Genomic DNA, 26648 nt, shown 5'->3' with positions numbered 1-26648 from the left:
TCAGCCGCCGGTGGCCAACTCGGCGCGGTCCCTGCCAAGCGTCTTTGCCTGGTAGAGGGCCGCGTCGGCCGAGATCACTGCGGCGTCGAGGCCGCCCGGTCCGGCGCCGGTGGACGCGATGCCGTAGCTCACGGTGGGCAGCCGGGGAATGACTGCGGAGCCGGATTGATGGAGCCGGACGCTGATGTCGGCAGCGATTTCCCGTGCCCGGTCCGGCGTGACGCCAGGCAGCAGGAGGATGAATTCCTCGCCGCCGTAACGGCCCACGAGGTCGGTGGAGCGGACGGTGCCGGAGCAGGCCCTGGCAAAGGCCTGCAGAGCGGAGTCCCCGGCCGAGTGGCCGAACTGATCGTTGATGGCCTTGAAGTGGTCCAGGTCCGCAAGGATGATCGATGCCGTGGTGCCGGTCCGGCGCAGACGGCGCAGTTCGTTTTCGGCGAGGTCCAGGAACGCAGAACGGTTGAGCAGGCCCGTGAGGCCGTCCACGGTGGCCCGTGCCCGGAGATCCTGGGTCTGCTGTTCGTAGCTCAGCTCGGCCATGGTGAAGGAAGCAACCACGAGTGTGATCGTCGAGAAGACGGTCATGGGGACGGAGCCGAACACCGACGTGAAGACGGCACCGTCCGGTCCGTTCGCTAGGAAAGCGACCAGGCGGCCCAGGTAGAACACGGCCAGGATGCCGGCGCCCACGGCGAGTGGACGGTGGACGCGCGAGTAGTCGCGCTCGAGCAGGAACAGCTCCCGGGATGCCAGGCCGATCAACACGGCCATGAATCCCAGGTACACCGGGCCTCCCGCCCAGACGTTGGTGGCCGGGTGGTCGAGGAAGGAAGCGACGGCGGTGGCGGCAGGACCGGCCGCGAGCTGCCAAGGCCGGAGGGAGGGGGCGCGGAGGGATCGTCCGCCGGCCCAGATGCTGGCGGCACCGGCGACCAGCAGGACGTTGCCGGCAGGGATGGCCCACCCCTGCTGCGCCGTACCGTCCAGCAGGTACGCGGCGTTGCCGACCAGGAACAGCAGGAGCGCCATGCACCACCAGCCGCTGTAGTGCGACCGGGTGCGCCGGAACGTAATGAAGTAGAAAAGCATGAGCAGTGTGAGGTCGACAAGCGCCAAGGCAACCCGCAGTGTCGCGGCGTCAAGCATCATTTAGTGGTCCCCCCGGTCCGCTGTGACTTGCCCGAAATACTCACTTCGTCTTCGAATAACCCTCGAATAGCTGCCGAAGTTGACCCAAGTATGGCACCCGGCCCGCAGGAATCCAGCGCCGGCGTCGCGGATATGACGCCGGGCCCTCCCAAAGACGCCGTTCTGGCGCCTCGCCTACGCCTGGCCGGCGGTCCACAACTTCAGGATCCGGCGCGTGGCGTGCCCGCCGTCGGGCGCCATGTCCACGAGCGCTATTCGGTCAAGCGCGAACGTGTCGCCCTGCCGGAGCCGTTTGTCGCCGTGGTGCGAGACGTGCGGCCGGTACCCCTCCAGGGTGTAGGCAGGCGTGGAGATCCGGCCGGGCAGCTGATCCACGATCCGGACCAGCTTGTTGTGGAGGACCTGCAGCTCGTCGCTGGGTTCAATCAGGTTGACCGGGATTGACCCTGCGCGCCCGAACCCGGCTTCGCCGCCCACGCTGATCCGGCAGCCCAGGGCAGCGGCCACCGGGTCCGCCATGAGGGCGGCGATGTGGCCGGCGAGCGGATCGCCCGCGGCCGGCGGCGTGCCCGGCGCGGGTTCGGCGCGGGCTTCCTGGCCGGGTTCGACGACGTCGGACTTCACGACGCCGGCCTTGACCACGTCGAACTTGACCAGGGTGAGATGCAGCGGCCAGTCATCCCGGGGAAACTCGAGCCCTTCGGCTACTGGTTCCACGAAGGCCACCGCGATCAGGTTCCGCATGGGAAAAGTGTGCCACGCCGCGGCGCCTCCGGGGCCGGGCAGGCGCCGCAAACTCACAGTGCCGGCGGCGACGGCGCGGACTAAAATGGGAAGTGGCCTTGGATGTGGGCCTTGCGCTGAACCGCAGAATCGCATCCCGCGTGCCTCCGGCCTGTCCCCCATGGTGCCGGAGGCACCTCCGCGGGAGGACAGTGCCGGAGAGAACGGTGCCGGGGGTTGTTAGACGGTGCGGACGACGTCCTCGTAGGCGAATTTCGGCTTAGCTTCGCCCCAGGCGTCTGCCCCGGGCTGGCCGATGTTGACCACCAGGAAGCTCTTCTGGCTCCCGTCGGGGAAGAACGCGGCGTCGATCTTGGCGAAGTCGGCACCGGTCATGGGACCTGCCGCGAGGCCCAGGGTGCGGACCGCGAGGATGAAGTAGCCGGCCTGCAGGTGGGCGTTGTTGTTGCCCGTGGCCGCGGCGAGATCCGGCGCGGCGTCATACATGGCCTTGGGGGCGTTGTAGCCGGGAAGGAACGCGTCCCACTGCTCCTGCCACGCGGTGTCGTAGCTCAGGACCGCGACGAGCGGCGCTGATGCCGTCTTGGCGCGGTTTCCGGCGGCCAGCGCATCAACAAGCGTGGCGCGGGCTTCGTCGGAGCGCACGTACGTAACGCGCAGCGGCTGGGAGTTGAACGCCGTGGGGCCGAACTTCGTCAGTTCGTAAATCGCGCGGGCCTGCTCGTCGGTAACGTCGCCGGTGAAGGCGTTCGCCGTGCGGGCTTCGGCAAAGATGGCGTCGACGGCGGCTGCCTCGATTACTGCTTCATCGTGGGCGAGTGTCATGGGCATCCCTTTCGCTGGGCCGGCGCACTCTTGGGCGGCCGGCGTCTCCTGCTGTCAATAGTTGCAACTTCAACGGACGGCGCCTGCTTCCCGCTGCGCCCTGTGACCTCGGGCACACCGGCCCGACGGGACGGCCGGTAAATGCTGCGCGGTAAAGTTGCTCGGGAAGATTCCTTCCCGCCCGCCCCACATTCTCTGAAAGGCTCCCGGCATGAGCATGCTCGGCACCAAATGGAAGCTCCACGGCAACGGCAAGTCCGTCCGCCCCGGTGAGGTCGTCAGGCCGGATGAGCGGCTCACCTGGCCCCTGACGGTAGGGATCGGGATGCAGCATGTTGTGGCCATGTTCGGTGCCACCTTCCTGGTCCCGATCATCACGGGCATGCCGCCAGCCACCACCCTGTTCTTCTCCGGCATTGGCACGCTCCTGTTCCTGGTCATCACGCAGGGACGGGTGCCCAGCTACCTCGGTTCCAGCTTCGCGTTCATCGCGCCGATCATGGCTTCCCAGCAGCAGTTCGGCGTCCCCGGGGCACTCGGCGGCGTGGTCCTGGCGGGCGCGACCCTCGCCGTCGTCGGCGCCGTAGTGCAGAAGTTCGGCGCCGGCTGGATCAACCGGGTCATGCCGCCGATCGTGACCGGCGCGATCGTGGCGCTGATCGGCCTGAACCTGGCACCCGCGGCGAAGGCCAACTTCGACCAGGCCCCCGTCACCGCCTTCATCACCCTGGCCGTCATCATCGTGGTCAGCGTGCTGTTCCGCGGCATGCTGGGCCGGCTGAGCATCCTGGTGGGTGTCCTGGTGGGCTACCTTGTTGCGATGATCCGGGGCGAGGTGGACTTCTCCAAGGTGGACAGTGCTGGGTGGGTGGGCCTGCCGCATTTCCAGACCCCCGAATTCCACCTGGGCGTCGTGGGCCTCTTCGTGCCGGTCGTACTGGTGCTGGTGGCAGAGAACATCGGCCACGTGAAATCCGTGTCCGCCATGACGGGGCAGAACCTCGACGGCGTCTCCGGCCGCGCGCTGCTGGCCGACGGCGCCGCCACCGTACTTGCCGGTCTTGGCGGCGGGTCCGGGACGACCACCTACGCCGAGAACATCGGCGTCATGGCCGCCACCAAGGTGTATTCGACGGCGGCGTACTGGGTGGCCGGCGGCTTCGCGGTGATCCTGAGCTTCTCGCCGAAGTTTGGCGAGCTTATCGCCACCGTCCCCGCCGGCGTCCTGGGCGGCGCGGCCACGATGCTGTACGGCATGATCGGCGTGCTGGGCGTGAAAATCTGGGTCCAGAACAAGGTGAACTTCTCCAACTCGATCAACCTGACCACGGCCGCCGTCGCCCTTATTGTCGGGATTGCCGACTACACCTGGACCATCGGCGACTTGAAGTTCACCGGGATTGCGCTCGGCTCGGCCGCCGCCCTGGTGATCTACCACGGCATGAAGGCGATCGCGAAGGTGCGCGGCACGGTGGCCGAACCGGAAACCGAAGATCCCACGCCGGCCGCGGCTTCGACGGCCGCGGTCAAGGCAGCCGTCAAGCGCTCCCCCAAGAAGCGCCGCTAAAGAACGCCGCCCGGAAGCGCGCGGCGAGCGGGCAATCCCGCCCGACGAGAAAGGCCGGACTCCGCCCAGGGGCAGGAGTCCGGCCTTTTCGCTGTCACGGCCGGCAGCGCCGGTGGCGGCGGGGCGCGACGGGCCCGGGACTAGCCGGCGTCGAAGGCGTCCTTGTCATCGTCGCGGTCCTTCGGCGACTTGTTCTCCGGCAGGTCCGTCCCGGAGCCGTCCGGCAGCCCCGCCGCGTCCTGTCCGGACTCAGAGGAGAAGGGCCGCCCGGCGTCGGGCTCTTCCGTGTTGGCACCGTCCATCTCCGCTTCCGACGACGGCACTGCCGCCTCGGAATTCTCCGAGGCGTCCGGGTCGAAGCCGGGGGTTGCGCTGGCGTTTTCTGAACTCATTTGTTCCTCCGCTCCTCCGAAGCGTCCTGCTCCGGGTTCTCCTGCACTGTCTTGGTCTTCTGCACCGAACTGGCTCAGGTCCGGCGCGCCGGCCGGATACGTCTCGCCGTCGGGGCTGTCCTGGTTCAGCCCGGCGGCGTCGAAGGCCTCCTCCTCGCGGGGCTGGGCAAATTTCTTCCCATCGCCGCCCATCTCCTGCTCGGCGGTCGGCGTGCCGTAGCCGCCCGCTTCCTCGGTGACGGTCTTGGGATCCTGCTGGTTTTCAGTCATGTCATTCCTCCTGGTGCTGGAAACTGATGCTGGAAATGGGACTAGCTGGCAGTGGACGGGTCCGGAGCGGGTTCAGAGACCCTTGCCTCCGGTGACCGGAAGCACGGCTCCGGAAATGTAGGAACCGTGGTCGGAGGCGAGAAGGACATAGGCGGCCGCGAGCTCCGCCGGCTGCCCCGCCCGCTGCAGGGGCGTGTCCTGGCCGAAGGACGGGAGCTTGTCGGGCCATTCGGTGGCCGGAATCAGCGGTGTCCAGATGGGACCCGGGGCCACGGCGTTGACCCTGATCCCCTTGGGTCCGAGCTCCTGGGCCAGGGCTTTGGTGAAAGCCACCTGGGCCGCCTTGGTCATGGCGTAGTCGATGAGCCCCGGGGACGGGTTGAAGGCCTGGATTGACGCGGTGGTGATGATCGACGCACCCGCTTCCAGATGCGGGACCGCGGCACGGGCCGTCCAGAGCAGGGAGTACAGATTGGTTTTGAAAACTCGATCAAACTCTTCGGTGGGCAGTGATTCGAAGCTCTCGCGGTTCTTCTGGTAGGCCGCGTTGAGCACCAGGACGTCGAGGCGCCCGAATTCGGCCAGCGTCGCCTTCACGATGTCCGCCGCGAAGTCCTCGCTGCGGCCGTCGCCGGGGAGCAGCAGGGCCTTGCGGCCGGCCTTTCGGATCCACTCGGCGGTGTCCTGCGCGTCGTCTTCTTCCTCCGGCAGGTAGGAGATGGCGACGTCGGCCCCCTCACGGGCGAAGGCGATTGCCACCGCCCTGCCGATCCCGGAGTCGCCGCCGGTAATCAGGGCGGCCTTGCCGCTCAGGGCACCGCTGCCGCGGTAGCTTTCCTCGCCGTGGTCCGGCTTGGGCTCCATGGGCGCGGTGAGGCCGGGCTGCTTCTGGACCTGTTCCGGGAACGGGCCGGAATGGTAGCCGGCGCGCGGATCGCGCGGCTGTTCGGGCTGCTTGGGCTGATCCTGCCGTTCGCTTGAGTCGCTCATAGTCCGCCTAACAACGTGTCGGTTTCCAGGATGTTCATCGGTCCCATGGGGCCTGGGCCCGCTGAATCCATCCCAGCGAAGTAATCAGTTTCTACCCTAACCACAATATCGTCAGCAAGCTTAGTACCAACTTGTTTTTGGCAACTCTCAAGCCTAGGTTGAGGGTGGGGCCGCATGTTGTGGCGGCCTTGGTTTCAGGATTTTGCCGAGGAGTACCGATGACTGGCCCAGTAGTGCCGAAGAACGACGGCAGGGACGAGTCCGTTGCGGAGCGGATGGACCGCAACTGGGTCGAACTGCTGCAGGAACTGCGCGTACTGCAGACCGGCGTCCAGATTCTCGCCGGCTTCCTCCTGACGCTGCCGTTCCAGTCGCGCTTCGAGACGCTCGATGACTACCAGACCCGCCTGTATCTCGCCAACGTCGTCCTGGCCGCCCTGACCACGGCCACGATCCTGCTGCCCGTGAGCGTGCACCGCCGGCTGTTCCGGCAAGGGCTGAAGCAGGCCCTCGTGAGCAGCGCGGACATCATCGTCAGGTTTTCGTTGACCGGGGTGGGGCTGCTGAGCGTGGGCACCACCTCATTGATCTTCGATGTCACCGTAGGCCGGACGGCGGGCGTGATCGCCGGCGTCGGGCTGCTCGCCGTGCTGGTGCTGCTGCTGGTACTTGTCCCTGCCTGGATCCGTCGACGGGCCCGCAAAGAGGAGTCGCTATGACAAACGTTTCACATGAGCGCCACACCGCAGGCACGGGAACCATGGGCAAGTGGGTCAAGGAACATGGACTGCTTCTGGCCAACATCGGGCTGTTCGTCGTGTTTTTCGGCGGCATGGTCCTGAGCGGGGCAAGCACCTACAGCGACGAGCAGCTTGCCCACGGCGAACCTGCCGTGACCGTCCTGCAGTACCTTGGCACCGGGAACTTCCTGGAGGCGACTTTCGAGAACTGGGAGTCGGAATTCCTGCAGATGGGCATGTACGTCATCCTCACCGTCTTCCTGTTCCAGAAAGGGTCCTCCGAGTCCAAGCCGGTGGGCCGGACCGCCCCGCAAGACGAGGATCCCCGGCAGGCAAAGCTCAAGGAGTCCACGCCGTGGCCGGTGCGGCGCGGCGGCTGGGTCCTCAAGCTCTACGAACACTCGCTTTCGATCATGTTCCTCCTGCTGTTCCTGGCGTCGATCGCCCTGCACGCGGTTGGCGGCGCGGAGGACTACAACAGTGACCAGCAGGCGCACGGCCAGCCCACCGTGACGGTGCTGGGCTATCTGGCGACGAGCCGATTCTGGTTCGAATCCTTCCAGAACTGGCAAAGCGAGTTCCTCGCCGTCGCGGTCCTGGTAGGCGCCTCGGTCTACCTTCGCGAGAAGGGCTCCCCCGAGTCCAAACCCGTGGCCGAACCGCACTACGAGACCGGCGCCTAGGCGGCAAGCTGGCCGGCGCAGCCGGCCAGCAGGGGCGTCAGGCGCCTTCGAGGACCTGGCTGGTGACCCAGGTAAGGTACTTTGCGGCGTTTGCTACTGCGTCCTGGGGGCTGCCGGCGACGTCCAGCAGCTGCGCCGCGGCCACCACGCCGTGACGGGCAAGGTCCTCCGGGGTGACGAGGATCCGGCCGGCCACCACGACCACCGGAATGCCAAGGGCCTGGGCGGCATCGGCGAGGGCGATCGGCGCCTTGCCTGTCAGCGATTGGCTGTCCATGGAGCCTTCCCCGGTGATGACCAAATCAGCCACCGCGAGTTTCGCGTCCAGCCCGGTGAGGCCGGCCACCAGCTCGAAGCCGCCTTCCAGGGCGGCCGTGCTGAAGGCCAGGAACGACGCCGGGAACCCGCCGGCCGCCCCGGCGCCGGGCACGTTGACGTCCCGGCCGGTCCTCTGGCGCAGGACCGAAGCCCAGTTGCGCAGGCCGGCGTCGAGCAGTTCCACCGCATCGGCGTCGGCGCCTTTTTGCGGGCCGAACACGTGTGCCGCGCCGTCGCTGCCGAACAGCGGGTTTTGGACGTCGACGGCGATCCTGAACTTCACCCCGGCCAGCCGCGGGTCCAGGCCGCTGATGTCCACGGACGCGACGTCGGCAAGCGACCCGCCGCCGAGGGGCACCACGTTGCCGGCGGCGTCCAACGGCTTGAGTCCGAGGGCGCGGAGGGCCCCGCTGCCGCCGTCGCTCATGGCCGAACCGCCTACGCCCAGCACGATTTCCGTGGCACCGGCGTCCAGTGCGGCGGCGATCAGCTGGCCGCAGCCGTAGCTGTGGGCGCGCAGGGCGTTGGCCGGTGTGGGCTCCATGTGCGCCAGCCCTGAGGCCTGCGCCGTTTCAATCACCGCGGTGGCGCCGCCGAAAGCATCCGCCCGGATGGCCCACGCGGCACCGATCGGGGCCAGGATCGGGCCGACGACCGCGTTGAGCCGTTCCTCGTAGCCGGCCGCGACGGCCGCCTCGAGGGTTCCTTCGCCGCCGTCGGCCACCGGGAACTGGATGGCGTCGGCCTCGGGGTAGACGCGGAGGGCGCCCTCGGCAATGGCCGCGGCGGCTTCGACGGCGGTGAGGGAACCCTTGAACTTGTCCGGGGCGATGAGGATGCGCATGGCTCTATCCTGCCAGCCCGGCGGCCCCGGTGTTGCTCGATCGCCGGTGCAGGGGACAAATCCGCGCCACCGGGAGTAACCTTTCTGCCACACATATTCCAGCCCGGGCCCGCCCGGCAGAGGACGACGTTGGAAAGCAACGGATAGGGGGAACGGTGAGCCACTATGGACACGGCGTTCCGGGCGTGAGCGAGTTACTGCTCGTGCGGCACGGTGAAAGCCAGGGCAACGTTGCCGCCACGCTGGCTCAGCAGGCCGGCGCGCATGTCATTGACGTCCCGGCCCGGGACGCGGACGTCGGATTGTCGGACACGGGACGGGAGCAGGCGCTGGCCCTGGGCAGACTCCTCGCGGACTACCCGGACGGCCGGCGCACGCCAGTCTGGTCCTCGCCCTACCTGCGCGCACGCCAGACCGCGGAACTCGCCGTCCAGACCGGCGGCTGGCAAACATCTATCCTGATCGATGAGCGGTTGCGCGACCGTGAGCTCGGCATCCTGGACATGCTCACTTCGGCCGGGGTGGAAGCCCGCCTCCCGGAGGAGGCCGGCCGGCGGCGGTGGCTCGGCAAGTTCTACTACCGGCCCCCGGGCGGCGAGTCCTGGGCGGACGTCGTGCTGCGGCTTCGCTCGCTGCTCGCCGACCTCGACACCAGGCATCCGGGCGGGGGCGTCCTGTTGGTCTGCCACGATGCCGTGATCCTGCTCATCCGCTACATCCTGGAGGGGCTCTCGGAGGAGCAGCTGCTGGACATCGCGGCCGCGTCCACCATCCTCAACGCCTCCGTCAGCCGCTTCATCCGGCCCGGCGGCCGGGGGGAATGGCAGCTGGAGGGGTTCAATATGGCCGACCACCTCACGAGCGAAGGTGTCCCGGTAACCCAGCACTCGGGAGACGCCGATGTCCACCCCCGCTAACTCCCGGCAAGCGAAACGCCGCCCCCAGGCCGAGGCCGTCACCCCTGCTTTGCTGCGGGCCTGGCCGCTCCCCGACGGCGGCTCCGGAAAGGATGACCGGGGCTCCGTGCTGGTGATCGGCGGCGCGCGCAAGACGCCCGGAGCGGCGTTGCTCGCCGGCGTCGCCGCCCTCCGCGCGGGCGCTGGCCGGCTGACCCTGGCCGTGGCGGAGTCCGTGGCGGTGCCGCTCGCCATCGCCCTGCCCGAAGCCGGCGTCCTTGGCTTGCCGGAAACGACGGCCGGGACCGTGGTCGGTTCCGCCGCCGGGTCCCTGGCCGCCGAGCTGGAAACCGCCGACGCCGTCCTGGTGGGGCCGGGCCTGGACGACAAGGACCAGACCACGGCGCTGCTGCGCGAACTCCTTCAGGCCACCCCGGGCAGCCCGCCGTGCATTGTCCTGGATGCTTTTGCCCTGGCCAGCGTCCCGGAGCTCGAAGCCGAACTGGCGCCGTGGGCCGGCCGGCTGATCCTGACCCCGAACGTCACGGAGGCGGGCATCCTGCTCGGGCGGGAGGTCGAGGACCTGCACCGCCAGCTCCCTGAGGTTGCCGACAAATACGGGGCCGTGGTCACGTGTCAGGGGGCCATCGCAGAACCCCGCAGCACCGGCAGGGCTGCCACGTCCGGGGCCGGCCTCTGGGAGATCACCACAGGGCACAGCGGGCTGGGCACCTCGGGCAGCGGGGATGTCCTCTCCGGCGCCATCACCGGCCTCCGCGCCAGGGGAACGGGCAACGCGCAGGCCGCCTGCTGGGGAACGCATCTGCATGCTGCGGCCGGAGACCGCCTTGCCAGCCGGCTGGGCGGCCTGGGCTATCTCGCCCGGGAGCTCACCGACGAATTGCCGCCACTCATGATGGAACTCTCCGCCTGAGCGGAGCGACCCTTCAGGACCAGGTCCCGCGCTCCTGGAGGACCGATTTGAGCAGGTCCGCGCGGTCCGTGACAATCCCGTCGACGCCAAGGTCAAGCAACCGGTGCATTTCCGCGGGCTCGTTGATTGTCCAGACGTGGACCTGCAGCCCGTGCCGGTGTGCCCGCCGGATGAAGCCCGGCGTCACCACAGGCACGGCGCCGTAGCGGACGGGGACCTGCAGGGCGTGGACTCCGCGCAGTGCCCGGCGCACCACGGCGGACATCAGCGGCGTCGGCAGCACGGGGCCCAGCAGGACGAACACGGCGTTGGACACGATGCCGGCCGAGCTCGCGGCGGGACGGCTCAGCTGCTTCAGCACTGCCCGGCGCCGCCGGTCCGAGAAACTGGCCACCAGCACGCGGTCGTGCAGTCCGTGGCGTTCGATCGCCGAGGCCAGGGTGCCCACGGAGTTCCAGTCCTTGACGTCGATATTGAGCCGGACGTCCGGGAAGGCAGCGATCAACTCATCGAACCGCGGGATCGGTTCGGTCCCGCCGATCCTGGCCCGGGCCACGGTTGAGGCGGGAAGGTCAGCGATTTGGCCTCGGCCCTCCGTGATCCGGTCCAGGGTCTTGTCGTGGAAGAGCACCAACACGCCGTCGGCCGTGGTGTGCACGTCCGTCTCCAGATGCCGGAACCCGAGGTCGACGGCGGCGCGGAACGCGGCCATCGAGTTCTCCAGCCCGTCCAGTGAGAAGCCCCGGTGGGCCAGCGCCAGCGGCGCCCGGGAACTGCCCGGGGCCGGGGTGGCGGCGCCCTCCGGGCCGCCGTCGCGATCCCCGCGAGGGGCAAAGTAGGGGTGCAGGTCAGTCACTCCTGAAGCGTACCTTGGTCTGCCGGGACCGGGATTCGACCGGGGCTTGAGGGCCGGTACTGGCGGGCCGGGTCAGCGGGCCTCAGTGGGCCTCAGTGGGACGGGGTGTCAGGAGCCTGCTGGCGGATTTCGACGCCGTCGCTGCAGTGCAGCAGCGTGCGGCCGCGGCCGCCGTCGAGGTCGACCCAGACGACGCTGTGGTCCGCCGTCACGGCGTCCACAAGCCCGCCGGTCTCAAGGCCCGGGGCGAGCCGGACGCTGACGCGGTCGCCCTGGCGCAGCTGCCTCCAGTGCCGGTCCGGTTCCACCGGGTGCAGGGGTTGTTCGTCCGTGTTGTTGATGCGGTGCCTGGCCATGATGTCCCCATTCTCGGTCAAACGTTTCGTCGCGAGCTTCCAGCCTAGGAGGCCAAGGTGAACGCCAGTTGACCGCGAACTGGGAATCCGGTGTCCGCCGGGAACCGGGCGACCGGTGCGGGGACCTGGGCCGGGGCGGGCGTGGGGAGCGGGTGCGGGACCGGGGTTTTAGGGCAGCCGGACGCCGAGTTCGGCGAGCTTTGACTCGAGGATCTGGGCGACGCCGTCGTCGTCGAAGTGCGGGGCCTGCCGGCCGGCGGCCCGGATCGCTTCCGGATGGCCGCTGGCCATCGCGTAGCCGTGCCCGGCCCAGCGAAGCATCTCGATGTCGTTGGGCATGTCCCCGAATGCCACCACGTCCGCGGCGCCGATGCCGAGGGACGACGCATATTCAGCCAGGGCCACGGCCTTGTTCACGCCTGGCAGGGACAGCTCGAGGAGGGCCATGTTCGGCGCCGAGTGCGTCGCGGCGGCCAGATGGGCGACGGCGGGCGTCACCTCGGCGAGGAACTCGTCGGCGGTGCCTTCGCGGACAATGGCCAGGAACTTCGCCACGGCGTCCGCCTCCGTGAGGGTGGTGTGAAGCGGGGCCGGGGTGAATTCCGCGAGCAGTTCGCTCGAGCCGTTTTCGATAAAGCCCGGTTCCAGATGGAAGCCGGTCAGGGTTTCGGCGGCAAACAGCGCGGACGGACGCAGCCGCTTGATGATGCGGCGGGCCTCGAACATGGCGTCGAGGTCCAGTGTCCGCGCCGAGAGCAGGCAGTCGGCCTCGAGGTCCCACACGACGGCGCCGTTGGAGCAGATGACCGTTCCGGTATGCCCCAACTGGTCCTGCAGGGGGTGGAGCCAGCGCGGCGGCCGTCCGGTGACGAACACCAGTTCCAGCCCGGCGTCGCGGCAGGCGTGGAACGCGCGGACGGTCCGGTCGCTGATTTTGCCGTCATGGCCGAGGATCGTTCCGTCAATGTCACTTGCTACCAGCCGCATAGTGCCAGTCTACGTGCGCCGGGGCGGCAGGCCCTCGCGGCCGCATTCGCCGAGTTCGCCGGACCGCGTCGGGTTCGCCGGACAATCACGGCGAACTGGGGAGGTTCCGGCGAACTCGGCGACAGGGGCGACAGGGGCGACAGCCTCGGCGGGCGGCGGCGGGCTCAGTGACGTTCGAAGATGCCGGTCAGCGTGCCCCGGCCCAGGGTGTGCTGCGACAGCTTCGCCTCCAGGCTGCCCGGAGCGGTGTGCTCGTTGAGTCCGGACGGTGCGATGTCGAGCGCGTGGACGGTGATGACGTACCGGTGCGGCCCGTGTCCGGGAGGCGGTGCGGCGCCCAGGTAGCCATGGAATCCGGCGTCGTTCTTCAACTGGATGGCGCCCGCGGGAAGGAGCCTGCCGCCCTCGGCGGCCGCTCCTGCCGGCAACGAGGTGACGTCGGCGGGGACGTCCAGCACGGCCCAGTGCCAGAAGCCGCCGCGCCCCGGGGCGTCGGGGTCGAACATCGTCACCGCGTAGCCCTTGGTGCCGGCCGGGGCGCCGCTCCAGCTCAGCTGCGGGGATTCGTCCCGGCCGCCGGCGCGCATTTTGCCGCTGCGCTGGGCGGCCGGGAGCGTCTGGCCCTCCGCGTAGGATTCACTGCGGACGGGGAACACCGGAACATCGTGCCGTGTCATGGCTGCCTTTCACTCACTGCAGGGGCTGGGCCCCCATTTCCATCCGTGCCAGTTCCGCGCGCGTAGGCGGGTTCGCGCCGGCGCGGGACACGGTGACCGCCGCTGCCCGGGAGGCATGGGCGAGGACATCGCCGAGGCTTTCGGCGGAGAGTTCGCGCAGGCCCTTGCGGTTTTGTGCCCCGTCCAGGCCCAGATCCACAACGCCGGACAGGAGCGCGGCCATGAAGGAATCCCCGGCGCCGACTGTGTCCGCGACGTTGATCTCAGGGGCCGGGAACTGCGCCTCACCGGCGGCGTTGATGCCCCAGGGGCCCTTGCTGCCGCGGGTCACCACCACCATTGCCGGCCCTTCGGAACCGCCCAACGCCTGCCAGCGGCGGGCCGAGTCCAGCGGGTCCACGCCCGGGTAGAGCCATTCGAGGTCCTCGTCGGAGGCCTTCACAACGTCGGCGAGGCGCACAAACTTTTCGGCCTGCCCGCGGGCGTAGTCCACGTCCGGGATGATGCTGGGACGGCAATTGGGGTCGAAGCTGATGGTGGCGGACGGGTGGGCGCGCTCGACGGCGGCAAACACGTCGGCGGCGCCCGGCGCCAGCATGGTGGCGATCGAACCGGTGTGCAGCAGCGTGGTTCCCTGAAGCAGGAACGGCAGGCGCGCCGCGACGCCGGGAAGCTCCCAGGCGAGGTCGAAGGTGTACGTGGCGGCGCCGGCGTCGTCGATCAGGGCGGAGGCCACACTGGTGGGCAGCTCGTCGGGTCCCAGCGGAAGCAGCACGGAGCTCGACTTCAGGTGCGCGGCCAGGGCCTCGCCATACGCATCGCGGCCGTAGCGGCCGATGAACTGGACCGGATGGTCCAGCCGCGCCAGCCCCACCGCCACGTTGAGGGGGCTGCCGCCAACATGGGCCTGGACGCCGGAGGACCGCTGGACAACATCAACCAGCCCCTCGCCAATAACTGTGAGCATGACCATACTCTGCCAGAGAATGCGCTCCGGTGCCGTGTGTTGCGCCCCCACCCGCTTCCGCCCTGCCGGCGTCACTGCCCGGCGTCACTGCCGGCGCTCAGGCCGCGGTGGTGTCCAGCGCGATCCCCACGGACGCGGCATGGGCAAACCTGGCGTCGATGTGGACCACGTCCCGGCCTGCCCGTTGCAGGAGGCTGGCGGCGACCCCGGCACGGTACCCGGAGCCGCAGTGCACCCAAAGTTTCCCGGCGGGAATGTCGCCGAGGCGCAGCAACAGTTCGTGCAGCGGCACGTTGACCGCGCCCACCACGCGGGCGGCAGCGAATTCGTCGGCCCGGCGCACGTCCAGGACAGTGTCCTCAGGCGCCCGGCCGGCGAGCATGCCGTCCCAGCCCACGCGCGGGTAGGAGGCGAGGCCGGCCTGCGGGGCGAGGGCGTGCGGCTCGGAACCGAGCGCGGCGTCGGGGGATTCGATGCCGATCCGGGAGAGGTCGCGGATGGCGTTCTCAACGTCTTCCCGCGAGCCCACCAGGGTGAGCGGTTCGCGCCACGGCAGCACCCAGCCGAGATAGGTGGTGAAACTGGAGCCGGAGCCATACTCAAAACTGACGCTGCCCTTGAGGTGGCTGTTGGCGAACGCCACGCGCCGGCGCAGGTCCACCACCCACTCGCCGCCGTCCAGGCGCCGGGTGAGTTCGGCGGCATCGAGCGATGCCGGAACGGCCAGCTCGGCAGGGCCCGGGCCCCGGACATTGGCCGGGCTCATGTGCGCGTAGTAGGAGGGGTGGTCCGTGAGGTTGGCGATGAGCTGGCGGACGAAGTGGTCCTCATCGGGGTCCGTCAGGGCGTGGTTGGCGGCAAGCTGCTCACCGATGGTGGAGGACCGGGCACCGCTGGCGGGTCCGGAGGAGCAGAACGAGCCGAATCCGTGGGTCGGGAACAGCTCCGCGTCAGGGCCGGCCTCGGCGGCGAGTCGACGGACCGAGGCGTACTGGTCGTGGGTCAAGCCAACCGTGTCCGCCTCGGCGACAAGGTCCGTGCGGCCCACCGAGCCATACAGGAGGCTGCCGCCCGAGAAGACGGCCTGCTTCCCGCCGTCGTCCACGATGAACGACAGGTGGGTATGCGTGTGCCCCGGCGTGGCGACCGCCTTGACCGTAAGCGAGCCCACGCGGACCGTTTGGCCGTCCGTGATGGGAGTGCGCTCGAACCCGACGGCGTCCGCGGCGTTGACGAGATAGCTGGCGCCGTGGGCGCGGGCCAGGATCAGCCCGCCGGTGATGTAGTCATTGTGCATGTGCGTTTCGGCCACGTGCGTGATGGCTACCCCGGCGTCACGGGCGGCCGCCTCGATGCGGTCCGTGTCGCGCTGCGGGTCGATCGCCAGCGCCACCGAGCCGTCGTGGACCAGGTAGCTGCGGTCCCCGAGCTGCGGGGTCTCGATGACGATGACTTCCATGGTCCCTCCGGTGCGGTCAGCCCTTGAAGGTCAGCCCCGGTTGACGGGGTGTCCCTCGTCCTGCCACTTCATGATCCCGCCGGTTACGTTGACGGCGTCGTATCCCTGGTCCTCCAGGTAGGTGGCGGCCTGGGCACTGCGGCCCCCGGCGGCGCACATGACGTAGACGGTGCCGCTGGCCGGGACCTCGGCGAGGGACTGGACGAACCGTGAGAGCGGGATGCTCCGGGCGCCGGGAACGCGGACGGCGACGTATTCGTCTTCCTCGCGGACATCGACGATTTCGGTGGCATCGCCCAGGGCGGCCAGGTCCTTGACGGAAATGCTCTTCATGCCTGTTCCTTTCGCGGGCGCCAGATGGCCCGGCGCGCGTATTCCAGCTCAATCATGATACCCCTTGGGGTATCATTGACCCTCCGGACGGCCCCTCCCGCCACACCCCTAAATATAGCCCGTCGGCCTGGCCTGCCAACCTAGCCTGCGGGGCGGTCCTGCTGGTAGACGTCCGGGATGCCGTCGTGGTCCGAGTCGACCTGTTCCGCCTCCTCCGCACGCCGGTACTGGTGGTTGCGTGTCCGGAGCACCGTGGTGGCAAGGAGCGCGGCGAGCAGTGAGGCCGCGAGGATCCCTACCTTCGCGTGGTCTTCATGCGCAGTGCCCTGGCCGAAGCTCAACTCGGCAAGCAGCAGCGAGACGGTGAATCCGATGCCGGCGAGGATGGCGACGCCGAAGACGTCAATCCACTTGAAGGACCCGTCCAGGCGGGCCCGCGTGACTTTGGTGATGAGCCATGTGGTGCCGAGGATGCCCGCCGGCTTTCCGGCAACCAGCGCCACGATGATGCCCACCGCCACGGGGTCCGTCAGGGCGGCACCGAGGCCCAGCCAGCCGCCTATGGCCACCCCGGCGGAAAAGAACGCGAAGACCGGGACGGCGATCCCGGCCGAGATGGGACGGAACCGGTGTTCGAAAATCTCCGCCAGGCCCGGGCCGGCTTCAGGGCCGCCGCTGGCCTTCGAACGTTTGACGGGAATGGCAAATCCGAGCAGGACCCCGGCCACGGTGGCGTGGATGCCTGATGCGTGCACGAGGGCCCACGTCGCGAAGCCGAGCGGCAGCAGGATCACCCAGGCTGCGGCTGCGTGCGTGCCGAAGAACCGCCGGTATTTGTGCGCCAGGAACGTGTAGAGGCCCAGCGGGAGCAGGGCCAGCAGGAACGGCTCGGGGTGGAGATCGCTGGTGTAGAAGATCGCGATGATGGCGATGGCCAGGAGGTCGTCGACGACGGCGAGGGTCAGCAGGAAGATCCGCAGCGCACTGGGCAGGTGGGAACCGATGAGCGCCAGCACCGCGACGGCGAAGGCGATGTCGGTGGCGGTGGGAATGGCCCAGCCGTGCAGCGTTTCGGGACCGGAGAGGTTGATGGCCGCGTAGATGAGTGCCGGAACGGCCACACCGCCAACGGCGGCGGCCACCGGAACCACGGACTTGCTCGGCTCGCGCAGGTCGCCGGCGACAAACTCGCGCTTGAGTTCGAGCCCCACCAGGAAGAAGAAGATGGCCAGCAGTCCGTCGGCGGCCCAGGCGCCCAGGCTCAGGTCCAGATGCCAGGGCGCGTAGCCGATGGTGAAGTCGCGCAGTGCGAAGTAACTCTCCGAGGCCGGTGAGTTGGCCCAGATAAGGGCCACCATCGCCGCGGCGACCAGCAGGGCGCCGCCCACGGTTTCCTTGCGGAGGATCTCGCCGATCCGCAGGGCCTCGGCATAGCTGCCCCGGCCGAAAATGGTGAGGCGGGGCGGCGAAGGAGGAGGCGGTGTTGGTGAAGAGGGTGTCGGCGAAGGGGGCAGGGCGCTCATGGGGTCCTCAAAATGGGGTCGACGGAACTATGCCGACCAGACTTCCCGGCGCACCTGCGCTCCAGTCTATTCGCTTTCGCCGGCCAGGGGATGCCATCGGGGACACCGGGGCCCCCATCCCGGCCGCCGGGCGGACTTCAGACCAGCAGCTGCTGCACGAGTTCACGGCATTTCCGGTATGCGGGTGCCTTTGGGTCGATGAGCGCGAAGTGGTCGCCCGGGACCTTGAGCAGCTGGACCGGCGCGCCGGCGGCCTTGGCTGCGCCGGCGTAGGTCTCGGACTGGCTCACCGGCACGGTATCGTCCTCCGTGCCGTGAACGGCATATACGGGCACGCCCAGCGGTACCGCACTCATGGGGTCGGCAAATTTATGCCGTTTGGGATATTTCTCCGATGAGCCGCCCAGGAAGTTGCTGACGGCGCCGTTGCTGAGGTTGAGCCGCTCGGCGGCCGCGAGGTTAAGTACCCCCGACTGGCTGACGACGCCGGTGAGCTGCACCGCGCCGTCGTCGTCGCCCCGACGCGTCAGCTGGCGGTCCGCGTCCGGGGCACCAAGCCCCGCGAGCCGGCGGCGTCCCGCCGCCCAGACGGCGAGGTGGCCGCCTGCCGAGTGGCCCAGGGCCACCACGCGGTCCAGTCCCAGCCCGTGCTCGTCGGCCAGTTCACCGAGCTTGTCGATGCCGGCCAGGACGTCGGCGAACGTGTTGGGCCAGCCTCCGCCGTTGCCGGCCCGCCGGTACTCCAGGTTCCAGGCCGCCATGCCGTGCGCGGCGAGGTCCTTGGCAAGGGGCTCCCCCAGTTCTGCGCCGTACTGCGAACGCCAGTACCCGCCATGGATCACCACCACCACACCCTTGGGCGCGGCAACATCCGGGAGGAAGAGCTCACCCCACTGGCTGGGGTCCTCGCCATATTGGTACTTGTGCCTCTTCACAGCGTCCTCCTTGGGGCCCGGTGAACAGGCGGCGGAGACTGCCCCCAGAGTCACCGCCGCTGCGGCCGCGATCATAGTCCGCCGCCGCATTTCAGCCATATGCTGAGCCTACCTTGGGCACCAAGCGGCCCAGCGCAGGCCGGGCCCCTCCCATGCCGGACCCCTCCCATGCCTGCTGCGCTGCCCTTGCCTGCGGGCGTGCCCGGCGTTGCCAGCCTGCGGGCCGGTGTCGTTGGTGCGCCGTAAGCTGGATCCATGGCGAGCAACTGGGACCGTTTGGACGTGAGCCTGCGCGATTCCGTGCAGGAGAACGTGGAGTTGTACGAGCGGGTCCGGCCTGCCCTGAAGCTGGTCACCCGGGAGGTCCTGCTCACGCTGCGGACCATGCTCAAGGACACCGAAGTCACGCCGTTGTTCGTCACCGGACGCACCAAGACCGTTGAATCATTCCGCGAGAAGATTTCCCGCATTGAGGAACCGCTGGAGCCGGGCGGGCCACCTGTGCTGAAGTTCCCGGACCCGTTCCGGACCCTGAATGACATGGTGGGAATCCGTGTGATCACGAAGCTGCCGGCGGAAAACGCGGTGGTGGCGAATCTGATCAAGCGCCAGCGCCAGCTCTTTGACTGCCGGGGGGACCGGGAAAAGGACATCGGCTCGATCGAGTCCGGCACATACGGCTACTCGAGCCGGCACCTGATCCTGCGGACCATCCAGAACGAGGCCGTCAAGGACTACCAGCTGGCCTTCAACCCGGACGTCCCGCCGAACGGCAGCTACTTCTTCGAGTGCCAGATCCGCACAGTCTTCGCCCACGCCTGGAGCGAGATCGAGCACGACATCCGGTTCAAGGCCGAGGACCCGCGGGCCTGGACCCCGCACTTCGACCGCCAGTTCACCGCGACGGCCGCCATGCTGGAGACCGTGGAGAGCGCGTTCTCGGACCTGCACGAACGCTACGAGGAGGTCCGCGGCTACTGGGACATGGACGGTGAGGGTGCCGCGCAGCTGACGCCCAACCGGATCCGCGACGTCTGGCGGACCCTGCTGCCGCACGTGGACCGGAAGGTCGACGACGACTGGGGCTGGGCCGCGGAGCTCATGGCCGCCCACGGCCTCAACCAGACCATGCAGCTCGCCGGGCTGCTTAGCGCCAACCGGATCACCGAGGTCCGCAAGGCCCTGGACCACCGCTACTCCCCCGGGCCGGACCGGCTGCTCGATGACCTGCTGCTGTGGCAGTACGGCACCGAACACATCGAGCTCACCGCCGAGCCGGCCGACGCCGTCCCGCACCCCCGGCGCGACAGCCTCCTGCGGCGGCTGAAGCAGATCGAACGGTACCGGCTCACCCAGGGCTAGCGCGCGCCTGCCTGCATCTGCGGATGCCCTCTGCCACCACCGATTCTCCCCACCTTTGAACCAGCGACGCCGGGCCTCACCGGCGGTTCGGCCCGACACGCCGGGTGCGGCGACCAAAGGTGGGGAATTTCAGCGCCAGCGGGGCGGATGTTCGATGGACGCGGACGGCGGGTGCGGCTACGTGTGGGCGTAGGTGAGGCAGTCGGCGTTGTCGACGCCCGGACCCACATGAACTTCGGGCGCCTTGCACATCAGATGGTCGTTGTGGGTGCACTCGGAACGCTGGCAGGCGCCGACGTCGGCCAGCACCTTGGGGAGCCCGCCGTGCACCCCGATGTCTATGAAGGTCGCGCAGGAGGCATGATCTGCGGCGCCGCCGACGGTAATGGCGGCCGCGTTGCAGTGGGAGTGGTCATTGAAGGAGCAATTGCTCACGCTGCAGTCGGCTACGTGCGTCGTCATTGGATTTCCTCCATGCTCCGGCCACCCGGACGGGCGGCGCCGTAAATCCACGCTAGGCCGCACCAAGGCAAACAAAAAGACCCAAACGTGTGACCTAATATCGGCCCGACCGGTCGCGCCGCCCGGTCAGTTCCCCGCGCCGAGCTTGCCGGCCAGGCGTTCGCGCATCAGGGCGCTGGCCTGGTTCAGGCCCACGACGTCGACGCTCTTGCCGTGCTGCCGGTACTTCTCCGTGATGGCATCCAAAGCGGCGATCGTGGAGGTGTCCCACAGGTGGGAGTCGCGCATGTCGATGACGACGCGTTCGGGGTCCAGTGCGTACTCGAACTGTGTGTAGAGGTCATTCGCGGAGGCGAAGAACAGCTCGCCGTCCACACGATACGTGGCCCGGCCGCCGTCGTGTTCCGTCACGGTGCGCTCGACTGTGACGAAGTGGGCCACCCGCCTGGCGAACAGGACCATCGCGACGAGTACGCCCACGCCGACGCCGATTGCCAGGTTGTGCGTGGCAACGGTGACCACCACCGTCGCCGCCATGACGGCGGTTTCGCTCTTGGGCAGGGCCTTGAGGGTGGCGGGCCGGATGCTGTGCCAGTCAAAGGTGGCAACTGATACGAAAATCATGACGGCCACGAGCGCGGCCATCGGGATGAGGGACACAATGTCTCCGAGTGCCACCACGAGGATGAGCAGGAAGACGCCGGCCAGAAGGGTGGAGATCCGGGTCCGGGCGCCGGAGGCTTTGACGTTGATCATGGTCTGGCCGATCATTGCGCAGCCGCCCATCCCGCCGAAGCAGCCGGTGACAATGTTCGCGACGCCCTGCCCCCAGGCCTCGCGGGTCTTGGCTGAACGCGTGTCCGTGATGTCATCCACGAGCTTCGCGGTCATGAGGGATTCGAGCAGGCCCACGAAGGCCATGGCCAGCGCGAACGGGAAGATGACCTGCAACGTTTCGAACGTGTTCGGCACGTTGGGCAGTGACAAAGAGGGCAGCGAGTCCGGCAGTGCACCCTTGTCCCCCACAGTGGGAACGACGACGGCGGCCGTCACCGTGATGAGCGTCAGGGCCACAATGGCCACGAGGGGTGCGGGGACGGCTTTGGTGAGCCTGGGCAGGCCGAAGACGATCAGCAGGCCCAGCGCGGTGAGCGGGTAGACCAGCCAGGGCACTCCGATCAGCTCGGGCACCTGCGATAGAAAGATCAGGATGGCCAGGGCGTTCACAAACCCCACCATGACCGGGCGGGGGATGAACCGCATCAGTTTCGCCACGCCGGAGAGGCCCAGCACGATCTGGAAAATGCCGGCCAGAATCACCGCCGCCACAAGGTAATCCAGTCCGTGGGACTTCACCAGTGGGGCGATCACCAGGGCGACGGCGCCGGTGGCCGCAGAAATCATCGCCGGACGGCCGCCGACGAAGGCGATGGTCACTGCCATCGTGAAGGATGCGAAGAGCCCGATCCTCGGGTCCACGCCGGCGATGATCGAGAAGGCGATCGCCTCAGGAATCAGAGCCAGTGCCACCACGAGGCCGCCCAAAACCTCGGTCTTGAGCCGTCGCGGGGACGTCAAGGCGCCTCGGACCGATTGCAGTTGCGCGGGCGTGGCGGCCGGGGCCTGCGCGTCGATACTGGTGGCCATCGCTGGCTCCGTTCGTGGTCAAGGAGGCCGAACGGCCTCCAGATGTCAAAGAATGTGCAGAAATCAGGGAAGGTGGGGCGCTGCGTCGCGCCGGGGTGGGGAGTTCGCCTTTTCGGGCTCACCCACGCAATGAACCCTACCCGTCGGATTCCCGCCCGCACGGCCGCACGGCGGCATAAAAATCTGACATATTTGTCCGACAGGTGGTCACGAAGTGGCCACCCCGTGGACGCCGGTGGCACCATTCTTGGATGCTTGAGGCAACTAAAACTTCGAATACCGCCCGGGACGCGGGCACTGCCGCCGACGTCCCGGCCAATCCCGCCCTCGCCGCCGAGGCAAAGATTGCCCGCATCGCGGTGACGGTCTTCCCGGTCCTTGTGGTGGTGGCCGGACTCGCCGGCTTCCTGCTCCCCGGCGCGTTCAAACCCCTCGCCCCCAGCGTGCCCTTCCTGCTGGGCATCATCATGTTCTGCATGGGCCTGACGCTGACGCCGCCCGATTTCGCGTCGGTGGCCAAGCGGCCCTGGGCCGTGGCCCTGGGAATTGTGGCGCACTACGTCATCATGCCGGGGGCCGGCTGGCTGATCGCCGTCGGCCTCCACCTCGAGCCGGAGCTTGCGGTGGGCCTGATCCTGGTGGGCTGCGCGCCGTCGGGCACCGCCTCCAACGTGATGGCGTTCCTCGCCAAGGGCGACGTCGCCCTGTCCGTGGCCGTCGCCTCCGTGTCCACCCTGATCGCGCCGATCGTGACGCCGCTGCTGGTGCTGTTCCTGGCCGGCTCGTACCTGAACATCGACGCCGGGGGCATGGTCCAGGACATCGTCAAGACCGTCCTCCTGCCGGTCATCGCCGGACTGCTGGCCCGCCTCTTCCTCAAGAAGCTTGTGGCCAAGGTCCTGCCCGCGCTGCCGTGGGCCTCGGCCGTCGTGATTTCCCTGATCGTCGCGATTGTCGTGGCCGGCAGCGCCAGCAAGATCGTCGCCGCGGGCGGCATCGTTTTCCTCGCCGTGGTGCTGCACAACGGCTTCGGCCTGGGTCTGGGCTACCTGGCCGGCAAGCTGGGGCGCCTGGATGACAAGGCGCGCAGGGCCCTCGCCTTCGAGGTCGGGATGCAGAATTCCGGTCTGGCCGCCACCCTCGCCACCGCGCACTTCGGCGCGCTGGCGGCGCTGCCGTCTGCGGTCTTCTCCCTGTGGCACAACGTCTCCGGCGCGATCGTGGCCGCGTGGCTGGCCCGGCGTCCCCTCCGGGAGGCCGCAACCCAGGAAACCGCAACGCAGAACGCGGCACCGCAGAACACAGCACCGGATGCCGCGCTGAAAGCCTAAGGGTCCTAACCCCGCAACTGTGCCAGCAGCAGAGTGACGGCGCGCCCGGCCAGGATCTCGGGGGTGTCCGTGCCGGCGGGGACCACCTCGTGTCCGCCCTGGACAGCAAGGCTGCCGGGCCCGGCGTCGTCCGTGATGAACACGTGGGGCGTGCCGCGGCCGGCGGGCTCTGCCATGGCGCCGGAATCATCGTCCATCTTCGGCGCGCTGGTGTGGATCACGCCGTCGGCTCCGCCGGAGAGCATGAACTGCCGCCAGTGCCCGCCCAACAGGATGACCGGCTGGTAGCCGTGCTCCGGCAGGATCCTGGCCAGCACCGTGGCGATGGCCCTGTCCCGGGGCTGCTCGAGGTCCGGGACGGCCACGGCCACCAGCTCCGTCCGGCCCCGGCGCATTCCCCGGGCGGCACTGTTGGCCACATAGCCAAGTTCGCGGACCGCGGCGTGCACCCGGTCCTGGGTGGCTTCGCTGATCCGGGTGGTACCGCCGGAGCGGCCGGAGAGCACATAGGAGACGGTGGTCAGGGAGACCCCGGCCGTCTGCGCGACATCGCGGATGGTGGGCTTGGATCCAGGCCGCACTGATGACTCCCGGCTGTTTCTCCGCCGGGTCCGCGGCGGCTCGTGAAAACGTTGTTTTAGGGCAGACCCCCTGTGTGAACTCTAGCCCGAAGCGCCGGTTCCCGGCCCACACCGACCAAGCAGCGCGGCGGGGTTCGCGGCGGGGTTTGCGGCGGGCAGGTCCTTGGTGAATGCCAGCGGCCCGATGGTTTCCGGGTCGGCGGAGAGATCGAACTGTGCCTCGTAACCGGTGCTCAGGTAGAGGTTTTTCGCCTCCGGCTGGCGCGGGCCGGTTGTCAGGTAGACCTTCCGGTAGCCGCGACGGCCGGCCAGCGCCTCCAGCTCGGCAAGGACAAACCGGGCCAGTCCGCGGCGGCGGTGCGCTGAATGCGTCCAGATCCGCTTGAACTCGGCGGTCTGCGGGCCGTGCCGGCGGAACGCGCCGCCGGCCACGGATTCGCCGTTCTCGCGCACAATCAGCAGGGCCCCGCCCGGCGCGGCGAATTCCTCGGCCGGGTAACGGTTGAGTTCCTCCGCGGCGGCCCCGCGGCCAAAGAGGCTGCCGTAGCGGGTGTCGTATTCGACCGCGAGCTCGTCCAGGAGCGGACGGACCCTGGGATCGCTCATGGGGAGATTGAGGACCGTCAGCGCGGCGGTGTCCACGGGCGGGGTGTCCACGGGCGGGGTGTGTAGTGGGGACGGGGTCATGACGGGTCCTTTCCGCCGGCGGCGGCCTGCGGCACCGCCCGGCCGGCGTCCGTTTGATCGTTGTTCGCCAGGCCGCTGTCGGCCGGGCCGTTGTTGGGGTACGCCAGCAGGTTCAGGACTCGCCGGGCCAGGGCATCGTTTTCGCGAAACGGCGCGGCGTTGGTGCCGGGCCGGGCGAAGGCGCCGGCGCCCCAGCCGGAAGTACCGGGCCCGACGCCGAACAGCCGTTCGCGCCGCTCCCCCACCGGACTGATGAGCTCGTTGTGGGCGGACACCAGGAGCCGTCCGGTCGCGTGCGTGCCGTCGGCAGTGAGGAGCTGCTGTTCAGTGCCGAGCCCGGAGGCGTGCAGCTGGCGCAGCAGCGGGTTCGCGGAGCGGGCCACCGACGGCGCCGGGAGCCGGGCCTCGATCAGGGCCGGCGCTGACACGCTGATCCCGGATTGGGCCGAGCGGGCGACGAACCGGCCCGAGTACTCCGCGGCCTCGATCTCCAGACCCGGGCCAATGAACTGCAGCAGACCGGCCCGGTGGATCGCCAGCATCTCCCGCAGCCTGCGCGGCGGCGGCCCGGAATCCACGAAGCTGAAGAAGCCGTGCCACCAGCCCTGGACCTCCCGCTGCGACCGCGCGTTCAGCCGCTCGGACGGCACCAGCCGGCCCAGGTCCATGTAGGACTTCAGCAAGGAAGTGAACAGGGCCAGGGTTTCCGAATGGTCCGGCCCGGTGCGCAGCTCAAGGTCGCGGCCAATGTACGCTGCCACCGCCGACTGGAAGTCTGCGTGGCCGGCGAAAACGCGGCCGGCGAAGGGATGGTCCAGCCGTTCGAGGTCCAGGTGGAGCCCTGCGTCCGGGACGGACCCGGCGACGAGCCGCCGGCGCTCTTGGCTGTACCAGTCCGCAGCGGCGAACCGTTCGGCGAATTCCCGCCAGCCGATCCGGACCCGTTCCGGGTAGCCGGTGAACAGCTCGCGGTAGTACGCGTAACCGGCGTCCTTGGCGATCAGGGGCCACAGCTGGGCGCGGAAGTCCACCTCGCCAGGCGCATCCAGCAGCGCCGTGACGGCGTCGGCCGTGAAGAACGCCGGCTCGCCCGCTGCGTCGCCGCGCAGGGCGGACGTGATCTTGGAGTGGTAGGGCACGCCGCGGCGGGAGCCGGCCCACAGCCGCGGCTCGGCACCGGAGGGCACGTAGCGCAGGCCGCCGCCTGGCAGCTCCTCGAATCTGCCGCCGCGGCCCTCCATGAGCAGGACCAGCAGGTCCACGAAGGCCAGGCCCATGCCGGAGACAATCACGTCCTGGCCGGCGGCGAGGGGTGAGTAGTCGACGTCGGTGGTGTAGCTGGGCGCCGCGTGGAACGCGCCGTGCCGGGCGGCAAAACCGGCCCACGCCGCAGACTCCTCATTGGGCAGCGAATCCGTGTGCCCCAGGGAGGCGATCACGACGTCGGCGTGCAGTACCGCGCCGCCGGCCAGCCGGACGCGGTAGCGTTCCGGACCCTGGTCGGCTTCATGCTGCACCGGCTCGACGGCGGACGCCGTGTCCCGGTGCACGGTGACGGTGGTGTCCGGTCCGAGGGCGGCGACGGAGCGGCGGAAGAACCATTCCAGGTAGACACTCTGCAGCTGCCGGGTGGGGAAGCTGGCACCGGTGAGGGCGGCCAGCTGGCGCCGGAGTTCCGCCGGCAGCTCCGGAACATCCGCGATGGACCCGTCCAGGACCCCGGCGGCCCACTTTGCCAGGCCGGGGCCGTCGACTGCGGGTCCCTCGCATTGGACGGAGGCATCCGTGAACATCGTGACGTCCGCCGCCGCGGAGTTGAGCATCAGCCCGGGATGCTGCTCGTAACGCCAGATCCTGCCGGCACCCGGGGTGTGCGGTTCCACGACGTGGATCTGCAGGGCGCCGTCGAGCAGCTCCGGCCGGTTGGCGGCGAGGCGTTCCAGCAGCCCGGCCGCGCGCGGGCCGCCGCCGATGAGGACCACGGATGGGGCATTCACTGGCATGACGGTCTCCTGGCTCGGGTGCGGAGCCCTCATGCTAGGCACCCGAAATGGAGCCGGTCGAGGCGCCGGTCACGGCCGTTCACCCCGCGTAACGCGACGTAAATCGAGGCAAGAATTCGTCGTGTGACGC

At 68.9% G+C, this 26648-nt stretch carries 27 protein-coding genes; 7 read left to right on the top strand and 20 right to left on the bottom strand.

The features are described 5' to 3' along the window. The 3 genes from AC1DGD_RS05025 to AC1DGD_RS05015 form a co-directional block, all read right to left on the bottom strand. Positions 1–1149 carry a GGDEF domain-containing protein gene (locus AC1DGD_RS05025; RefSeq protein ID WP_476849926.1) on the bottom strand — a complete coding sequence of 383 codons (1149 nt, stop codon included), beginning with the start codon at positions 1147–1149 and terminating at the stop codon, positions 1–3. 174 nt (positions 1150–1323) lie between these two features. Continuing rightward, positions 1324–1893: a hypothetical protein gene (locus tag AC1DGD_RS05020; RefSeq protein WP_476856101.1), complete on the bottom strand. Its 570-nt coding sequence runs from the start codon at positions 1891–1893 to the stop codon at positions 1324–1326. 219 nt (positions 1894–2112) lie between these two features. Next, on the bottom strand, positions 2113–2718 hold the full coding sequence (locus AC1DGD_RS05015) for a malonic semialdehyde reductase (protein WP_476849928.1): 606 nt from the start codon (positions 2716–2718) through the stop codon (positions 2113–2115). A 211-nt stretch (positions 2719–2929) separates the two neighbouring features. On the opposite strand from AC1DGD_RS05015, the gene AC1DGD_RS05010 reads away from it, so the two are divergent. Next, the gene (locus AC1DGD_RS05010) at positions 2930–4285 is read left to right on the top strand and encodes a uracil-xanthine permease family protein (RefSeq protein WP_476856100.1); all 1356 of its coding nucleotides are present in this window, start codon (positions 2930–2932) and stop codon (positions 4283–4285) included. A 140-nt stretch (positions 4286–4425) separates the two neighbouring features. On the opposite strand, the gene AC1DGD_RS05005 is transcribed toward AC1DGD_RS05010, so the two are convergent. Together AC1DGD_RS05005 and AC1DGD_RS05000 are read right to left on the bottom strand one after the other, a co-directional pair. After that, positions 4426–4947, bottom strand: a complete 522-nt coding sequence (locus AC1DGD_RS05005; protein ID WP_028275970.1) for a hypothetical protein — start codon at positions 4945–4947, stop codon at positions 4426–4428. Between the two features lie 72 nt (positions 4948–5019). Next, positions 5020–5937, bottom strand: a complete 918-nt coding sequence (locus AC1DGD_RS05000) for an SDR family oxidoreductase (protein ID WP_476856099.1) — start codon at positions 5935–5937, stop codon at positions 5020–5022. Positions 5938–6155: 218 nt separating this feature from the next. Here AC1DGD_RS05000 and AC1DGD_RS04995 point away from each other — a divergent pair, with 218 nt between their 5' ends. Then, positions 6156–6656 (top strand): DUF6328 family protein, encoded by a 501-nt coding sequence (locus AC1DGD_RS04995; protein WP_028275968.1) that lies wholly within the window; start codon positions 6156–6158, stop codon positions 6654–6656. Next, complete coding sequence (locus AC1DGD_RS04990; RefSeq protein WP_476849932.1) at positions 6653–7360, top strand: DUF6766 family protein; 708 nt, start codon at positions 6653–6655, stop codon at positions 7358–7360. The genes AC1DGD_RS04995 and AC1DGD_RS04990 overlap by 4 nt, the downstream gene beginning before the upstream one ends. A 37-nt stretch (positions 7361–7397) precedes the next feature. Here AC1DGD_RS04990 and AC1DGD_RS04985 read toward each other — a convergent pair whose 3' ends face one another. Beyond that, complete coding sequence (locus tag AC1DGD_RS04985) at positions 7398–8522, bottom strand: glycerate kinase (RefSeq protein ID WP_028275966.1); 1125 nt, start codon at positions 8520–8522, stop codon at positions 7398–7400. A 185-nt stretch (positions 8523–8707) separates the two neighbouring features. Between AC1DGD_RS04985 and AC1DGD_RS04980 the strand changes: the two genes are divergently transcribed. Then, positions 8708–9439 carry a histidine phosphatase family protein gene (locus tag AC1DGD_RS04980; protein WP_476849933.1) on the top strand — a complete coding sequence of 244 codons (732 nt, stop codon included), beginning with the start codon at positions 8708–8710 and terminating at the stop codon, positions 9437–9439. After that, positions 9423–10352 carry an NAD(P)H-hydrate dehydratase gene (locus tag AC1DGD_RS04975; RefSeq protein ID WP_476849934.1) on the top strand — a complete coding sequence of 310 codons (930 nt, stop codon included), beginning with the start codon at positions 9423–9425 and terminating at the stop codon, positions 10350–10352. The genes AC1DGD_RS04980 and AC1DGD_RS04975 overlap by 17 nt, the downstream gene beginning before the upstream one ends. A 13-nt stretch (positions 10353–10365) precedes the next feature. On the opposite strand, the gene AC1DGD_RS04970 is transcribed toward AC1DGD_RS04975, so the two are convergent. The 9 genes from AC1DGD_RS04970 to AC1DGD_RS04930 form a co-directional block, all read right to left on the bottom strand. After that, a complete protein-coding gene (locus tag AC1DGD_RS04970) occupies positions 10366–11208 on the bottom strand; it encodes a glycerophosphodiester phosphodiesterase family protein (protein ID WP_476856098.1) in 843 nt (280 codons plus the stop codon). A 92-nt stretch (positions 11209–11300) separates the two neighbouring features. Further along, a complete protein-coding gene (locus AC1DGD_RS04965) occupies positions 11301–11564 on the bottom strand; it encodes a hypothetical protein (RefSeq protein ID WP_476849936.1) in 264 nt (87 codons plus the stop codon). Positions 11565–11732: 168 nt separating this feature from the next. After that, complete coding sequence (locus tag AC1DGD_RS04960; protein ID WP_476856097.1) at positions 11733–12551, bottom strand: HAD family hydrolase; 819 nt, start codon at positions 12549–12551, stop codon at positions 11733–11735. A 164-nt stretch (positions 12552–12715) separates the two neighbouring features. Next, positions 12716–13228 (bottom strand): YbhB/YbcL family Raf kinase inhibitor-like protein, encoded by a 513-nt coding sequence (locus tag AC1DGD_RS04955; RefSeq protein WP_476856096.1) that lies wholly within the window; start codon positions 13226–13228, stop codon positions 12716–12718. Positions 13229–13241: 13 nt separating this feature from the next. Next, positions 13242–14195 (bottom strand): carbohydrate kinase family protein, encoded by a 954-nt coding sequence (locus AC1DGD_RS04950; protein ID WP_476856095.1) that lies wholly within the window; start codon positions 14193–14195, stop codon positions 13242–13244. 97 nt (positions 14196–14292) lie between these two features. Next, entirely contained in the window at positions 14293–15654 is a 1362-nt protein-coding gene (locus tag AC1DGD_RS04945) for an MBL fold metallo-hydrolase (RefSeq protein WP_476856094.1), read from the bottom strand. Positions 15655–15684: 30 nt separating this feature from the next. Beyond that, a complete protein-coding gene (locus AC1DGD_RS04940; protein ID WP_028275958.1) occupies positions 15685–15987 on the bottom strand; it encodes a rhodanese-like domain-containing protein in 303 nt (100 codons plus the stop codon). A 140-nt stretch (positions 15988–16127) separates the two neighbouring features. Then, on the bottom strand, positions 16128–17510 hold the full coding sequence (gene nhaA / locus AC1DGD_RS04935) for a Na+/H+ antiporter NhaA (protein ID WP_476856093.1): 1383 nt from the start codon (positions 17508–17510) through the stop codon (positions 16128–16130). Between the two features lie 137 nt (positions 17511–17647). After that, a complete protein-coding gene (locus AC1DGD_RS04930; protein ID WP_223914733.1) occupies positions 17648–18445 on the bottom strand; it encodes an alpha/beta hydrolase in 798 nt (265 codons plus the stop codon). Positions 18446–18700: 255 nt separating this feature from the next. Between AC1DGD_RS04930 and AC1DGD_RS04925 the strand changes: the two genes are divergently transcribed. After that, a complete protein-coding gene (locus tag AC1DGD_RS04925; protein ID WP_223914734.1) occupies positions 18701–19807 on the top strand; it encodes a GTP pyrophosphokinase in 1107 nt (368 codons plus the stop codon). Positions 19808–19984: 177 nt separating this feature from the next. Here AC1DGD_RS04925 and AC1DGD_RS04920 read toward each other — a convergent pair whose 3' ends face one another. Then, positions 19985–20269, bottom strand: coding sequence for a DUF1540 domain-containing protein (locus AC1DGD_RS04920; protein ID WP_028275954.1), 285 nt, complete (start codon positions 20267–20269; stop codon positions 19985–19987). Positions 20270–20395: 126 nt separating this feature from the next. After that, positions 20396–21916 carry a SulP family inorganic anion transporter gene (locus AC1DGD_RS04915; RefSeq protein ID WP_476856092.1) on the bottom strand — a complete coding sequence of 507 codons (1521 nt, stop codon included), beginning with the start codon at positions 21914–21916 and terminating at the stop codon, positions 20396–20398. Between the two features lie 251 nt (positions 21917–22167). Between AC1DGD_RS04915 and AC1DGD_RS04910 the strand changes: the two genes are divergently transcribed. Beyond that, positions 22168–23247, top strand: a complete 1080-nt coding sequence (locus tag AC1DGD_RS04910; RefSeq protein ID WP_476856091.1) for a bile acid:sodium symporter family protein — start codon at positions 22168–22170, stop codon at positions 23245–23247. A 5-nt stretch (positions 23248–23252) separates the two neighbouring features. On the opposite strand, the gene AC1DGD_RS04905 is transcribed toward AC1DGD_RS04910, so the two are convergent. From AC1DGD_RS04905 to AC1DGD_RS04895, 3 genes are all read right to left on the bottom strand, one after another. Next, positions 23253–23828, bottom strand: a complete 576-nt coding sequence (locus AC1DGD_RS04905) for a LacI family DNA-binding transcriptional regulator (protein ID WP_476856090.1) — start codon at positions 23826–23828, stop codon at positions 23253–23255. Positions 23829–23909: 81 nt separating this feature from the next. Next, a complete protein-coding gene (locus AC1DGD_RS04900) occupies positions 23910–24515 on the bottom strand; it encodes a GNAT family N-acetyltransferase (RefSeq protein WP_476856089.1) in 606 nt (201 codons plus the stop codon). Further along, entirely contained in the window at positions 24512–26518 is a 2007-nt protein-coding gene (locus tag AC1DGD_RS04895) for an FAD/NAD(P)-binding protein (RefSeq protein WP_476856088.1), read from the bottom strand. Before AC1DGD_RS04895 ends, AC1DGD_RS04900 begins: the two co-directional genes overlap by 4 nt. Positions 26519–26648 lie beyond the last annotated feature (130 nt).

The sequence above is a fragment of the Arthrobacter sp. 05T45 genome, from assembly GCF_056395875.1.
Note: the sequence above shows the minus strand (reverse complement) of the source record. Positions and strands in the feature narration are given on the sequence as shown.